Source organism: Natronorubrum halophilum, from assembly GCF_003670115.1.
GTDB lineage: Archaea > Halobacteriota > Halobacteria > Halobacteriales > Natrialbaceae > Natronorubrum > Natronorubrum halophilum.
Genome location: NZ_QQTY01000004.1, coordinates 619,771 through 634,122, shown reverse-complemented (window position 1 = coordinate 634,122; position 14,352 = coordinate 619,771). Strand labels below are relative to the sequence as shown.

Genomic DNA, 14,352 nt, shown 5'->3' with positions numbered 1-14,352 from the left:
AAAGAATAGGAAGTATAAGTAATTTAGGTTGACCTAAAAGAAAGGATGTCGCGCCTTGGATCGTCCGCTCTACCGCGGTGGTCGCATTCGCGTTTCGGAGGCGATGAACGACGACGACGGACGTAACTGCGGACGAAGCGATCCGGAAAATCGAGCACGAACGGGGTGGAAACCACGCGAACTCCGAGGGGACTCGTGCCTCTACAGGAGCGAAACTTCCACGTCTCATCGAGTCGCTCGGTCACGAAGAACGTTCCGCGCTCTCGATTGACGGTTCGTTAAAACTCGTGTTCGACCTCTTCTTCGTCGGCTTTCTGGATAATGATCTTTCCGTCCCGGACCCGAACGAAGACCTCGTCGCCGATATCCATGCCCGCGACTGCGAGTTCATCCTCGTGGAGGTTGAGGTGAACGTTGTGGTAGTTGCCGTCTTCATCTTTGGCACCGCTTGGACTCAGCTTCTTTTTCCGTACCATCGCGGGATTCTATGACGAACTTCGCCGTAGGATATACTTAAGTGTTTTCGACGCCTCAACGGGAGACTGTCACACACATTGGTCGGGAGAATAGCCGTAGCGCTATCGCCACGAGTTCAGAAACAGATATTGCGGAATACTGGCGTAGGCTATACACTTAAAGATACCGGCGCAGTCGGTCGGTTTTCGGGGATATCTTTATGTCGGATCATGTGCTGAATTGACACGGAGTCGAAAACCATGGTACGCGAAGACGGTAAACGAAACTTTGCACTGCGCGAGTCGGGCGACGAATCGAGCGTCTTTTCGGGAAACACACCCCGTCAGGCTGCCCTCAAGGCGGCCCGACGACTCGAGCCGGGTTCGAGTGAAGACGAGGCAGACCGCGTCGAACTCAAACTGCGGGAGAAAGGCACCGACAAGGTTCACATCTACGACGGCTGGGCGTGGGAAGAGACTGCGCCCGACGACAAGCCCGACTGGATGCCGAGCGAAATTACGGAGGCGAACGTCTCGAAGAAAGGGATCGAACACCTCGAAGAGTAATGTGTTGAGAAGCGTGATTTTCTCGTTCGCTACCGCTCGAGTAACATCCGTCGAATTATTCCCGATCAGTGGGCCGAATGTCGATTTGTAGCCGCCGATAGCTCGTTTCGTCCCGCTCTTAAAGGATGTGACAAGCCATTAGTGATGTGGCCACTTCGTAGTATTGTTAGAATCGACTAATAAGTACGCTTATGTAGCACCTGTGATGCAACTTGAACCGTAATATGAGTTCGAACGGTCACAAAATCCGGGTTCAGAGCTACAAATGTTTCCCCAGAGTGAGAGGGATGGACGGTATCCTGGTCACGGAGAGCAGAGAACGAACCGCTACGGAGCGTCGTCCCGTGGCTAGTTCGTCGATAGCGACCGTCCGCGAATTCGTCACGCGGCTTCGTCGACCATCGGCGCGCAACGCGACGAGCGAGTGCGAGGTGAGTGGATGATCGACCGCAAGTGGATCAACCTGCTGCTCGCGACCGCGATGTTCAACCTCGGATTCGTGATCTGGTTCTCGTTTGCTCCGTTTACGGGCGAGATTGCGGACGAATACGGACTCTCGGTGACCCAACTCGGTCTGGTCTCGAGTGCGGCCGTCATCGCGGTTCCGCTCGGCCGGATCATCATCGGGCCGCTTACCGACAAGTTCGGCGCGCCGGTGACGGCCGGGTTCACGCTGGTGATCGTCGGGATCTTCTCGATCATCAGCGCGTTCGCGCCGAACTACGAGATTTTCACCGTCTCTCGAGTCATCGCCTCGTTGGCGGGGATCACCTTCGTCATCGGCATCCAACACGTCTCCCAGTGGTTCGAAGAGGAGAACCTGGGACTGGCGGAAGGCGTCTTCGCCGGCGTCGGCAACGCCGGCGCGGGGCTCGGCGCGTACTTTACGCTGCCGCGGCTCTTCGGTGAGGGGTACAGCGATCCGCTCTTCGCCGCGAACTGGCGAGCCGCCTTCTTCTACACGGGCGTTCTGGCGATCGTTCTCGGTATCGTTTACTTCGTCGTCGGAGATGCCGCCAAAACCGAAGCGCGACGTCAGGCCACGAAACAGGGAGTCAGCAGGCAACAGTGGCTCTACATCGCCACCCGCCACGGCGCGGTCGTGCTCTCGGCGGCGTACGTCATGACCTTCGGCCTCGAGGTCGCGATGAACGGCTGGTTGGGTACGTACTACCGCGAAGGGTTCGGTCAGGGCGACCTCGTGATCGCGGCGACGTTCGCGGCGACGTTTTCGATCGCAGCCGGATTGCTCCGTCCGCTCGGCGGCTACATCAGCGACGTGGTGGCGCGCAAGGAGGTGGAGCTCCTTCCGTGGTTCGGAGGACGGTACCGCGAGCAGTGGACGTACGCGACGATGACGTTCGTCGTGCTCGCCTTATTCGGGATGACGGCCGCCGGATTGACCGGAAACATCTACATCGCGGTGGTCGCCGGCTTCCTCGTCGGCGTGGGCTGTGCGTTCTCCGAAGGGGCGATCTTCGCGCAGGTTCCCGCCATGTTCCCGAACAACTCGGGAACCGTCGCCGGCATCGTCGGCGGCATCGGCACCGTCGGCGGGTCGGTCTACCCGCTGTTGTTCGCCGCGCCGTTCCTCCCGAACCTGCACGCGGGCTACGCCGTCGTCGCGCTCACCATGATCCCGATTCTGGTGTTGACCGCCTGGGTGTTCCAGCCCCACATCGCCGAGAACGCGACCGAAGACGGCTGGGTCGTCTCCGAGAACCCGGCCGCTACCAGCGCCGGCGGTGCACCGAGCGACGACTGACGGTCGTCGCCGATGCGACCGCGCTCGACCGAACCTGACACGCCCGAAATCGGCGTTTCTGTCGTCGAGATCGATCGGCTCCCCGTCGGACTCGCGCCGGTCGGTTCGCGCTTCGACGACGCGACCGTCCTCACACGGCGCCACCGCTCGAGTCGTAATCAAAACAGACTGGCTCCGCCTCGGTTCAGCGGCCGGACCCCGAACGGCCGTCGATATGGACGACTACGCCGGACTCGAGCCCGACGACCGACCGCCGCGAACCAGTTTGAGGGCGCCCTGTGCGACCAGGCCGATAAGCATCCACTTCCAGGCGAGGACGGCGACGCCGAGCAGCAAGACTGCGCGGGTTTGCTTGCCTTCGCTGAACGCCTTCTTCGCCTCTGCGAGCACCGAAATGACCGTCAGCGACCGCGTCACCGTCGATCCGAGGAATCTCTTGAGTACCATACCTGTCCTTGGGAAGCCGACTGGATAACGAGCGACCCGGAGCGCGCAAGCCTCGAGTCGGGAATCGACGTCGGTATCCACTGTCATGTGCAGTGGTACCATCCGGACCCCAGGTAGCCGGGCGGGAACTTTTTCTCGCTCCGGTTTGATACGCTGCTCACGAAGCATGGATCTCGAGTCGATTCCGGGCGTCGGCGAAAAGACAGCGCGGGCGCTGGACGCACTCGACGACCCCGAAGGCGCTCTTCGGGCGGGCGACGTCGCGGCGATCGCGACCGCACCGGGGATCAGCCAGGGTCGAGCTGCCCGCATCGCCCGCGGAGCGATTCGGCTGGAACACGACGATCCCGGCGGGTTCCTCGCGACCGATCGCGCCCGCGAGGTTTACCGGAACGTTCTCGCGTTGCTCAAATCGCGCACGGTCACCGACTACGCCGCCCAGCGACTCGAGACGATCTATCCCAGTCCGCGCCGGTCGCGTATCGAGGACGTACAGGCGTTCGCACGCGAGGCGCTCGAGCGCGAGTACGATACCGCCGTTCTCGACTCCCTCGAGGGCGTCGAACCCCTCGAGCAGCCGGGCGACGTCCGGGTTCGGGAGCGGTGTCTGGCGACGACCGACGCCGAGCGGTACTCGGAAGCGCGCGAAGCCGTTCCGGAACTCTCCGTGGAGATCATCGAAGACGCCCAGGGGTTGGCCGAACTCGCCCGGGGCTACTCGACGGTGATCGCGCTCGACGAGTCGTTCGCCGGCGTCACCGTCGACGGCGACGTGCAGGTCAGACCCGATGCGCTCGAGACCACCGCGGAGGTCGTTCCCGAACGTCCGCTGGCCTTTTTCGCGCGCAACCGAGACCGGCTGCAAGCCGCCGTCGAGGTCCACCGAACGGCCGGGCTCGAGACCGCTTGCGACCTCGCCGCCCTCGAGGACGGGTTATTGCGACTCGAGGCCGACGGAACGGTCGCGGGAGACGACGAACTCGATCGGTTGACGACGGCGGTCGACGATCTGGACGCGGCCGCGGGGACGGCCGAGAGCGTCGCCAACGACCACCTCCGCGAGGCGATCCGCGAGGAGGACGTGACGATCGAGGGTTCGGATCTGCTCTCGCTGGTCGAACGCGGGGCCGGCGTCGACTCGCTGCTCTCGCGCGAGCTCGCGGACGAGTACGCGGCGGCGGTCGATGCGGCCCGCGAGCACCTGATCGAGGCGCTCGACCTCGATCAGGGCGAGGCCGAACTGGCCCGCCGGATCTTCGGCGACGAGCCGACGTTTCCGGTCGAGCGTGACGAGGACGTCGTCGGGCGGCTGCGCGAGGAGCTGACGGCGGCGAAAGAGCGCCGCGCCGGGCGACTCAAACGCGATCTCGCGGGGGATCTCGCCGACCGGCGCGAGGACGCCCAGCGGCTGGTCCGGAACGCCCTCGAACTCGACGTCGAGCTCGCGATCGCTCGGTTCGGACGGGAGTTCGAGTGTACGATGCCGGAGTTCGTCGAAACCGACGACAGCGCTGGGAGTCCCGGCCGTGTTGGCTTCGCGATCGACGGCGGCCGCTCGCCGCTGCTCGACGAACCCCTCGAGGAGATCGATCCCGTCGACTACGAGGTGGCGGACGTGGCGCTGCTGTCGGGCGTCAACAGCGGTGGGAAGACCTCGATGCTGGACCTGGTGGCGAGCGTGGTCGTGTTGGCCCACATGGGCCTTCCAGTCCCCGCCGAACGGGTCCGATTGCGCCGGTTCGACGATCTGCACTACCACGCCAAAACGCAGGGAACGCTGGACGCGGGCGCGTTCGAGTCGACGGTGCGGGAGTTCGCCGACCTCGCCCAGGGCGGCGAGGGCTCGCTCGTGCTGGTCGACGAACTCGAGAGCATCACCGAACCCGGTGCGTCGGCGAAGATCATCGCCGGCATTCTCGAGGCGCTCTCCGAAAACGGTGCGACGGCGGTGTTCGTCTCCCACCTGGCCGGCGAGATCCGCGAGATGGCCGACTACGACGTGACCGTCGACGGGATCGAAGCGGTCGGACTCGTCGACGGGGACCTCGAGGTGAACCGGTCGCCGGTCAAGGATCACCTCGCCCGATCGACGCCGGAACTGATCGTCGAGAAACTGGCGACCGAAGCCGGCGGGGCGGTGGCGGCCAACGGCGGGTCCGCGGCGGCGGGCGACACCGAGCCGATATTCTACGATCGGCTCCTCGAGAAATTCGAGTGATCAACACACGGCACTGGGGTATGCAAGTGCAACACCTACCCCCGCACCCCGATCATGTGATGGTATGCCCTACCGATTTTCGTGTTCGAGCGGGAACTGTCAGTTCATGGTTCGCTCGAGCAGTGCCGACGAGGTCGAACGGCTGGTGCGAGCGCACGTCCGAATGACCCACGGGAGTCGAATCGCACCGGCGGATCTCGAGCGAGAGGTGGAGCGAATCGAACTGGCCTGACGGTCCACGGTTCGGACCGGCAGATCGCGTCGACCGAGCGAATCGAGACCGGTGTTGGCGCTGCCAGCGTATCCGCCATCCAAAATGTCACGGCCACGGGCGGCCGATTCGAATCGGCCGCGTGGCGTGAGCGTCGCGTTCGAGTGTGTCGCGCCCTACAACGGGCCGAAGCGGTCATAGACGCGGGATACCGGCTTGGAGAGTGCACGAATCGTTCCTCGTGAGTGACGACCGGTGGACAGTATCCCGCTAATACCCTCATTCTGACGCTATTTGTTAAGTATTATGGCTAGTGTCAGGGAAGATCTAGTATTCGTAGTGAGTTTTATAGACGGGTGTAACATAGGTAGCGCCAGTTCGGCGTATGTTCGCAGCGAACAACTAAGTAGCTTCGAGAGCGTGGTGAAAGTAATGGTGGACGACCCCGACGGGGGGATGTTGTCGTGGGACGAGTCGGTGTTCAAAAACGAGCACGTCTTCGAAATCGACTACGTTCCCGAGACGTTCAAGCACCGCGAGGGCCAGACCCAGAGCCTGACGTACGCGTTGCGTCCAGCGGTGCGCGGGTCGCGGCCGCTCAACGTCATGGTTCGCGGACCGCCGGGAACCGGCAAGACGACGGCGATCCAGAAACTGTTCGACGAGGTGGGTGCCCAGACCAGCGACGTGCGCACGATCCGCGTCAACTGTCAGGTGAACGCAACCCGGTACTCGGTGTTCTCGAGGCTGTTCGAGGGCACGTTCGACTACGAGCCGCCGTCCTCCGGAATTTCGTTCAAGAAGCTGTTCGGCCAGATCGCGGAGAAACTCGTCGAAGAGGACCGCGTCCTCGTCGTCGCCTTGGACGACGTCAACTACCTCTTCTACGAGAACGAGGCGAGCGATACGCTCTACTCGCTCCTGCGGGCCCACGAGGAGTACCCCGGCGCGAAGATCGGTGTCGTCGTCGTCTCCTCCGACCCCGCACTGGACGTCATCGACGAACTCGACTCCCGCGTCCAGAGCGTCTTCCGCCCCGAAGACGTCTACTTCCCGGTCTACGACCAGCCCGAGATCGTCGACATCCTCGACGAACGGATCAGACGCGGGTTCAACGACGGCGTCATCTCGAGGGAGACCGTCGCACGCGTCGCCGAACTCACCGCCGAGAGCGGCGACCTCCGCGTCGGGATCGACCTGCTGCGCCGGGCCGGGCTGAACGCCGAGATGCGGGCCAGCCGCACCGTCGAGATGGAAGACGTCGAAGAGGCCTACGAGAAGTCGAAGTACATCAACCTCTCGCGCAGCCTCTCGGGACTGGCCGGCACGGAGCGGACGCTGCTCGAGGTGATCGCGAACAACGACGGCGATCAGGCCGGCGACGTCTACGAGGCGTTCCGCGAGCGAACGGACCTCGGCTACACGCGCTACTCCGAGATCGTCAACAAACTCGACCAACTGGGACTGATCGACGCCGACTACACGGAGGTCGACGGTCGCGGTCGCTCGCGGTCGCTCACGCTCTCCTACGAGAAGGACGCGGTGTTGGACCGACTCGAGTGAGGCGCTGGCGAGCGGGCTGAGACTCGATCGGGTACCGGCGAGGATCGAGTTCGTCTCCGATGACAATCGCTGGGTCGTCGTTTAACCGCCCCGACCCCATCGAGTCCGGTATGGGTACGCTGTTGATCTACGGCTCGTACGGCTTCGTCGGAGCGCTGATCGCTCGAGAGGCGATCGACCGCGGACTGGACCCGGTTCTCGCCGGCCGTAACCGTGACCGGCTTCGCGAGCAGGTCGACGACCTCGAGCAGCCGGGACGACGGTTCGATCTCGAGGATCCCGCGGTCGTCGCGGAGGCTCTCGCAGACGTCGACTGCGTCCTGAACTGTGCCGGCCCGTTCTCGAACACCGCCGAGGCACTCGTCGAGGGCTGTCTCGAGAGCGAGGCGGAGTACGTCGATATCACGGGCGAGATCCCCGTCATCGAAGCGCTCGAGGATCGAGACGACGAGGCGATCGACGCCGGCGTCACCCTGCTACCGGCCGCCGCCTTTTCGACGGTTCCGATGGACTGTCTCGCCGCGCACCTCGCGGATCGGCTACCGGACGCGACCGACCTCGCGCTGGGCGTCGACTCCGTTCGAGTGCCGTCGGTCGGCACGCTCAGAACGGTGATCGAAGGTGCCGAAGACGGCGGGACGATCCGCCGCGGCGGGACCCTCGAGGACGTGCCCGCGGCGTGGCGGACCCGACGGATCGACTTCGGCCGCGGGGATCGTCCGGCCGTAACGATGCCGACGGGAGACGTTTCGAGCGCCTACTACACGACGGGGATCCCGAACGTCGAGATATACGCGGTGATGCCGCAGCCGGCTCGAACGGCCCTCAGACTCCACCGCGATCTCGCGCCGATACTCGCTTCGAACCCCGTGCAGTGGACGCTCGAGCGTCTCACCGGCATCCGCGAGGGGCCGTCGGAGCGGGCGCGCGAACGCGGCTCGGCGTATCTCTGGGGCGAAGCGCGCTCCGGCGATGAGCGCGTCGTCGCTCGCCTTCGAACGCCCGATCCGTACATCGTGACCGTCGATGCGGCCGTGACAGCTACGCAGCGGGTGCTCGCCGGCGATGCGGCCGACGGCTTCCAGACGGCGGCCGGCGCGTTCGGAGCCGAGTTCGTCCTGGACCTCGACGGCGCGGAGGGATTCTTCGACGACTCGAGCCCGGAAGCGACGTCGCCGACCAATCCGCTTCTTCGGTAGAACACGGACGGGCATTCGGCGACGGCTCGTTTCACCGACTCTCGACCGGCGAGAGCGGGAGTCACCACCCCCATCAGCGCTGGGAGCCCCGGAGGATGAGCGGACCGATCGCCAGCGTCCGCTTCGCGGCGGTTGCGATCCGCAGGACGTACGCGGTGAGGAGGAAAAACGGCACGAGCGTGATCGTAAAGCTGGTCGCGACGATCCAGAGCACGTTCTCGATGCCGGCGGTCGTGCCGGGAACCGTCGACGCGTCGACGAACGTGAACACGCTGCCCGCGATCAGCAGCGCCGGAATCGCCGCATACAGGATGAGCCGTGATAAGTCGATAAGCTCCCACTGGAAGTAGAGCGTCTTCACGTGTTCTCGGGCCGGCCCGAACATGACGAGGGCCGTTCTGAGCTCCTCGATGGCGGCGCGTTGCTCGTCGTTTATGACGCCGCCGTAGTCGTCCTCGAGGCGCTCGAGTTGAAAGATCTTCCAGGAGTAGTTGTAGTCGAGTGCGGCGTTCAACACCTCGAACGTCCCGAACTGCGCTCCCTCGAGTTTCTCGCGAACGGTGTCGGCGTTGCCGGTCAGGCTCTCGACGAACTCGTCGACTTCGGCGGCGAACGCCTCATCGTCGGCGGCGTCGACCGACTCCCGGAACTGCTCCGCTCGGGACTCGGTGGCGTCGACGAGGTTCCGCAGCAGTGCCGACGGATCGGCCGGCGACGGTTTGCCGACGAGATCCGTGACGTGATCTCGGAAGTCCATGGTCTCGCTCATACGTCGGTGTTGCTCCCCGAGCGGGCCGTTTTCCTCGGAGATGATGAGTTGACTGATCGTGACGACCAGCGTGACCCCCGTGATGAGCGCGCCGATCATGGCGGAGAACAGCGTCTCGATGACGCCGCGATTCTCGATCAGGTTCGAGAGCGACGGCTCGAGTCGCGAGCCGATGCCGACGAACAGGGCGAAGAACACGACCGAGATCACGACGGTCACGAGCGTTCGATTCGCACCGAGAAGCAACCAGAGCTTGAGCCGACTCTCGTCGGCCCGTTCGCGCATGGTGTTCTGGGTGCTTACCTCGTCACTCATCGGTAGCGCTCTCGGGTCGTTTGAAGACGAGGTACTTCGTGCCGCCACCGGTGTACTCGATGGTCGTCACGAGCTCCCAGCCGTCGGTGCCGAGGTCGTTCAGTTCCGCCGTCGGATCGACCGCCTCCTCCATCGTCGGACCGCGCGGTGGCTCGAGAACCTTGTACTGCCAGTTTGAACCGGAAGATCGGCTCATGGCGTGACGTATCACCGATTCGGAGAAAATACTCGAGCAGTCGTGTGCCGGCCCGACAACTGCCGCCCGAACCGTGAGAACGGACGAGCGTGCGAGGCCACGCGTGGAACGAGCAGCCATCACGGAGACGGTGAGCGACCGCACCGAAGCCGACGAGAACGGTAACCGTTCGTCGGCGCGCTGCGTCGCGGCGATCGGCAGCGAGCCGCGACGCGACCCGCGAGGGAGGAGTGAACGAACGCAGTGAGTGAGCGAGTCGGCTGGGGAGGACGTGGCGGCTGAAGAGGGCGTGGCGGCTAAGGAGGACAGCAAATCTCTCGGTGCTACGGTAGGCGGAAGGTGCCACGGTAGGCGGAAAGTGCCGCGGCAGACAGCGTACGATCGCGGTCGCAATCCAGCCGTCGGGTTTCGATCCGGATGCCGGGTGCGCGAGCCGTTCGCTGCTCGAGCGTTCGATCGAACGGCCGTTCGGCGATCGAATCCGACGGCGAGAAGCGCCGACTCGTGGCGCTCGAGACGACTTCGAATCGACCCGTGACGGCTAGGCCTGGTCGATCCCTTCGCGGTAGTCTTCGGTCGTCTCGATGGCCGACTCGAGTTTGTCCCTGGTGTTACCGTCCGCCCGCTCGCGGGCCTGTCGGAGCGTGTTGAGTCGCTCGTCGAGGATCGCGTGATCGGGTTCCGTATCGCTCATCGTGTAGTCGGCGAAGGCCTCGGCGGTTTCCCGGATATCGTCGCGGACGTCGTCGTCGGCCGACTTCGCCGCTTCTTCGAGGTCGTCGCGAGCCTGCTGGAGTTGCTCCGTCATACGTCCGGCCACCACGAGACGACCCATAACGATTGGGCGAGCAGTGGCCACGTGGGAGACGCCGGCGAGGCGGGTCGATCTCCGATGCGAGCGCGTAAAGTGCCTCGAGCCCCTGACTCCGATAATGAGCGAGACTCGAGGGCCCCTCCAGCCGGACCGTCCCGACGTCGACCGCCCGTTCGAGGTCGACGCCCCCTTCGACCCCGCGGGCGACCAACCCGAGGCGATCGAGCAGTTAGCCGCGGGCTTCGACTCGGGAATGGACAAACAGACCTTACTCGGGGTGACCGGGTCGGGCAAGACCAACACCGTCTCGTGGGTGCTGGAGGAGGTCCAGAAGCCGACGCTCGTCATCGCCCACAACAAGACGCTGGCGGCCCAGTTGTACGAGGAGTTCCGGAACCTCTTCCCCGAAAACGCCGTCGAGTACTTCGTCTCCTACTACGACTACTACCAGCCCGAGGCCTACGTCGAGCAGAGCGACACCTACATCGACAAAGACGCCTCGATCAACGACGAGATCGACCGACTTCGCCACTCCGCGACGCGCTCGTTGCTGACGCGCGGGGACGTCATCGTCGTCGCGAGCGTCTCCGCGATCTACGGCCTCGGCGACCCGCGCAACTACATCGACATGTCGCTTCGACTCGAGGTCGGCGAGGAGGTCGGTCGCGACGAGTTGCTGGCGCGACTGGTCGACCTGAACTACGAGCGCAACGACGTCGACTTCACGCAAGGTACGTTCCGCGTCCGCGGCGATACGATCGAGATCTACCCGATGTACGGCCGCTACGCCGTCCGCGTCGAACTCTGGGGCGACGAGATCGACCGCATGGTCAAGGTTGACCCGCTCGAGGGGAAGACGCAGGGCGACCAGCAGGCCGTGTTGATCCACCCGGCGGAGCACTACTCCATCCCGGAGACGACGCTCGAGGACGCGATGGACGAGATTCGCGACGACCTCGACTCCCGAATCTCGTACTTCGAGCGCAACGGCGACCTGATCTCGGCCCAGCGCATCGACGAGCGGACCACGTTCGACCTCGAGATGATGCAGGAGACGGGCTACTGTTCGGGGATCGAAAACTACTCCGTCTACCTCTCGGATCGCGAATCCGGCGAGGCTCCCTACACTCTCCTGGACTACTTCCCCGATGACTTCCTGACCGTGGTCGACGAATCCCACGTGACCCTGCCCCAGATCCGGGGCCAGTACGCCGGCGACAAGTCCCGGAAGGACTCGCTGGTCGATAACGGGTTCCGGCTCCCGACCGCGTACGACAACCGTCCGCTCACGTTCGAGGAGTTCCAGGAGAAGACCGACCAGACGCTGTACGTCAGCGCGACGCCGAGCGACTACGAGCGCGAGGAGAGCGACCGGATCGTCGAACAGATCGTTCGCCCGACCCACCTCGTCGATCCGCAGATCGAGACCGCACCGGCAAGCGGCCAGGTCGACGACCTGATGGATCGCATCGATACCCGAATCGAACGCGACGAGCGGACCCTCGTGACGACGCTCACGAAGCGGATGGCCGAGGACCTGACCGAGTTCCTCGAGGAATCGGGCGTCAATGTCGCGTACATGCACGACGAGACGGACACCTTAGAGCGCCACGAGATCATCCGCTCGCTTCGGCTCGGCGAGATCGACGTCCTCGTCGGGATCAACCTCCTGCGGGAGGGACTGGACATCCCCGAGGTGAGTCTGGTCGCCATCCTGGACGCCGACCAAGAGGGATTCCTCCGGAGCGAAACCACGCTCGTCCAGACGATGGGGCGGGCCGCCCGGAACGTCAACGGCGAGGTCGTCCTCTACGCCGACGAGCCCTCGAACGCCATGGAGTCCGCGATCGAGGAGACGCAGCGCCGCCGCGAGATTCAGCGGACGTACAACGAGGAACGCGGCCTCGAGCCGACGACGATCGAGAAGGACGTCAGCGAGGCCAACCTTCCGGGAAGCAAAACCGACACCTCGAGCGTTTCCGGAAAGGAACTCGCGGACGACGACGAGGCCGCCCGCTACGTCGAGGAACTCGAGGACCGCATGGAAGAGGCGGCGGGCAACCTCGAGTTCGAGTTGGCGGCCGATATCCGCGACCGGATTCGGGAAGTTCGCGAGGAGTTCGAACTCGAGGGCGGCGACGAGGGAATCGCGCCGCCGACCGAGGAGTTCTGAACATCGGTCAGCGTACGATCGTCGTGCTTACGTGTGGAAATCGAGTCCGACGGCGTTATCCCCGGCCTCGAGTCCTCGCGTTAGCAGTAGATAGTATCACGGTTTCGTTATTCAGAAGAACTCGTGAAGCCCGCGATAAGTATAGAGAACGAACTTTTGCGCCTCGGGTTCGTCTCCGACGAACCCGAGGCGCAAACACTTCGATGAAAAAGACCGACAGCTCGGCCTTACGGAGTAATACAGAGCATGTCAGCGACTGGGCGCTACCCAGAGCCGGTCACAACACGCCGAACCCGAACTCCGCCATCCCGAAGACCGGGCTCCACAGGAAGTGGAGCGCGACGCCGACGACGACCGCGGGCAGGAAGTTGTAGATCGTCGCGACGATAGCGGCCTTCGCGTCGACGGCCAGCAGCGGGAACAGGGCGTCGCCGTCCTGGGCGATCGCGTTGGCGGACAGCGCAGAAAAGGGCAGTCCGCCCTCGGCGTAAACGCTCGCCAGCAGGATCTGGGGACCACAGCCGGGTATCAGACCGACCACTGCGCCGCCGATGGGCGCGAGTACGCCCGCCGCCGCGGCGACGGTGGTGACGTTCACCCCCGTCAGGAGGACGGCGTACTCGTAGACGAGGAAGGCCACGAGCACCCAGACGGTGACGAAACTGGTCTCCATCGCCGCGTGGGTGAGGGTGTCATACACCGACCCGAAGGAGTCTCGAGCGCGAGCGATCTCCCCTTCGCCGACGTAGTGGCGACCGACCGCGTAGAGGTACAGCGACAACACCGCACCGGTGACGCCGATCATGGTGAACAGGCCGTCGAAGCCCAGATCGAGCGCCAGCGCGACTTCCGGACCGCCCCGAAGCAAGTAGAGAGTCCCGAGGACGAGTCCCGCGACGGAGGCAAGCCACCACGCGACGTGGAGGAGATGAGAAAGCGGCGTGAGCACTCGAGAACGGCGATCCGGCCCCGTATCGTGGGCGTGGGTGGGCGACGGGCCGCCATAATCGTGGGCGGGATTCGGTCCGACGCCGCCGTTGACCACGGTCCCGCCGTCGGCCGTCGCGGGCGAGAGCCGCGCAACGGCAGCGTCGACGCGGGAGACGCCCATTCCGAACGAGTCGACGAGGTAGCCGGTGGCGACGGAGGCCACAAAGGCGATGGCGTACGCGTACAGCGCGGCCTCGGGTGCGAGAGCGAGGATGACGAACGCCGAGTCGCCCGCCGTTGCCCCGAGGGTCGCGACCACGGTTCCGAAGCTGACCGTCCCGCGGACGTACAGCGGCATCACGACGATCGCGCCGCCACAGCCGGGCGTCAGCCCGAGCAGGCCGCCGAACAGTACCTGTAGCCGCTCGTTCTCCTCGATCGCGTTAATTACGGCCCCGTCAGTCCAGTATTGAAGCAGTCCGAACGCCAGCACCGTCACCGCGACGAACACACTCACCTGTACGTAACCGTCTCGAAGCGACTCGAGAAGGACCGTTACGAGATCGTTCATAGGACCTCATCCACGGATTGTGGATCCGCGGGCCAAAGATTAGACATACCTAAACATGAGTTTAGCACCATTAGATAAATAGTTGCTGGTAGCTGCAAACCGACTTTCATGTCACGGGTACAGAATAGGAATCGGATAGATAGCCTCAACCGTGACTCG

General features: G+C 64.1%; 14 protein-coding genes. 8 read left to right on the top strand and 6 right to left on the bottom strand.

Annotated elements, in window-relative coordinates:
- Positions 1–278: 278 nt before the first annotated feature.
- Positions 279–476: a hypothetical protein gene (locus tag DWB23_RS18555; RefSeq protein WP_006674053.1), complete on the bottom strand. Its 198-nt coding sequence runs from the start codon at positions 474–476 to the stop codon at positions 279–281.
- Between the two features lie 240 nt (positions 477–716).
- Between DWB23_RS18555 and DWB23_RS18550 the strand changes: the two genes are divergently transcribed.
- Positions 717–1,022, top strand: coding sequence for a non-histone chromosomal MC1 family protein (locus tag DWB23_RS18550; protein WP_121744251.1), 306 nt, complete (start codon positions 717–719; stop codon positions 1,020–1,022).
- Between the two features lie 439 nt (positions 1,023–1,461).
- Complete coding sequence (locus DWB23_RS18545; RefSeq protein ID WP_121744250.1) at positions 1,462–2,787, top strand: MFS transporter; 1,326 nt, start codon at positions 1,462–1,464, stop codon at positions 2,785–2,787.
- Positions 2,788–3,009: 222 nt separating this feature from the next.
- On the opposite strand, the gene DWB23_RS18540 is transcribed toward DWB23_RS18545, so the two are convergent.
- Positions 3,010–3,234 (bottom strand): hypothetical protein, encoded by a 225-nt coding sequence (locus DWB23_RS18540; protein ID WP_121744249.1) that lies wholly within the window; start codon positions 3,232–3,234, stop codon positions 3,010–3,012.
- A gap of 166 nt (positions 3,235–3,400) precedes the next feature.
- Here DWB23_RS18540 and DWB23_RS18535 point away from each other — a divergent pair, with 166 nt between their 5' ends.
- From DWB23_RS18535 to DWB23_RS18520, 4 genes are all read left to right on the top strand, one after another.
- Positions 3,401–5,452, top strand: coding sequence for a MutS-related protein (locus DWB23_RS18535; protein ID WP_121744248.1), 2,052 nt, complete (start codon positions 3,401–3,403; stop codon positions 5,450–5,452).
- Between the two features lie 64 nt (positions 5,453–5,516).
- Positions 5,517–5,684 carry a DUF1059 domain-containing protein gene (locus DWB23_RS18530; protein WP_121744247.1) on the top strand — a complete coding sequence of 56 codons (168 nt, stop codon included), beginning with the start codon at positions 5,517–5,519 and terminating at the stop codon, positions 5,682–5,684.
- A gap of 411 nt (positions 5,685–6,095) precedes the next feature.
- Positions 6,096–7,226, top strand: a complete 1,131-nt coding sequence (locus tag DWB23_RS18525) for an ORC1-type DNA replication protein (protein ID WP_121744246.1) — start codon at positions 6,096–6,098, stop codon at positions 7,224–7,226.
- Positions 7,227–7,336: 110 nt separating this feature from the next.
- Entirely contained in the window at positions 7,337–8,425 is a 1,089-nt protein-coding gene (locus DWB23_RS18520; RefSeq protein ID WP_121744245.1) for a saccharopine dehydrogenase family protein, read from the top strand.
- Between the two features lie 73 nt (positions 8,426–8,498).
- On the opposite strand, the gene DWB23_RS18515 is transcribed toward DWB23_RS18520, so the two are convergent.
- Together DWB23_RS18515 and DWB23_RS18510 are read right to left on the bottom strand one after the other, a co-directional pair.
- Entirely contained in the window at positions 8,499–9,509 is a 1,011-nt protein-coding gene (locus DWB23_RS18515) for a hypothetical protein (RefSeq protein WP_121744244.1), read from the bottom strand.
- A complete protein-coding gene (locus DWB23_RS18510; protein ID WP_121744243.1) occupies positions 9,502–9,705 on the bottom strand; it encodes a DUF4177 domain-containing protein in 204 nt (67 codons plus the stop codon). The genes DWB23_RS18515 and DWB23_RS18510 overlap by 8 nt, the downstream gene beginning before the upstream one ends.
- Before the next feature lie 103 nt (positions 9,706–9,808).
- On the opposite strand from DWB23_RS18510, the gene DWB23_RS23155 reads away from it, so the two are divergent.
- A complete protein-coding gene (locus tag DWB23_RS23155) occupies positions 9,809–9,952 on the top strand; it encodes a hypothetical protein (protein ID WP_162989867.1) in 144 nt (47 codons plus the stop codon).
- Between the two features lie 294 nt (positions 9,953–10,246).
- On the opposite strand, the gene DWB23_RS18505 is transcribed toward DWB23_RS23155, so the two are convergent.
- Entirely contained in the window at positions 10,247–10,513 is a 267-nt protein-coding gene (locus tag DWB23_RS18505) for a DUF7553 family protein (protein ID WP_121744242.1), read from the bottom strand.
- A gap of 124 nt (positions 10,514–10,637) precedes the next feature.
- Between DWB23_RS18505 and uvrB the strand changes: the two genes are divergently transcribed.
- Positions 10,638–12,692 (top strand): excinuclease ABC subunit UvrB, encoded by a 2,055-nt coding sequence (uvrB, locus tag DWB23_RS18500; protein WP_121744241.1) that lies wholly within the window; start codon positions 10,638–10,640, stop codon positions 12,690–12,692.
- Positions 12,693–12,969: 277 nt separating this feature from the next.
- Here the strand turns inward: uvrB and DWB23_RS18495 are convergent, their stop codons facing one another.
- Positions 12,970–14,193: a putative manganese transporter gene (locus tag DWB23_RS18495; protein ID WP_121744240.1), complete on the bottom strand. Its 1,224-nt coding sequence runs from the start codon at positions 14,191–14,193 to the stop codon at positions 12,970–12,972.
- Between the last annotated feature and the right edge of the window lie 159 nt (positions 14,194–14,352).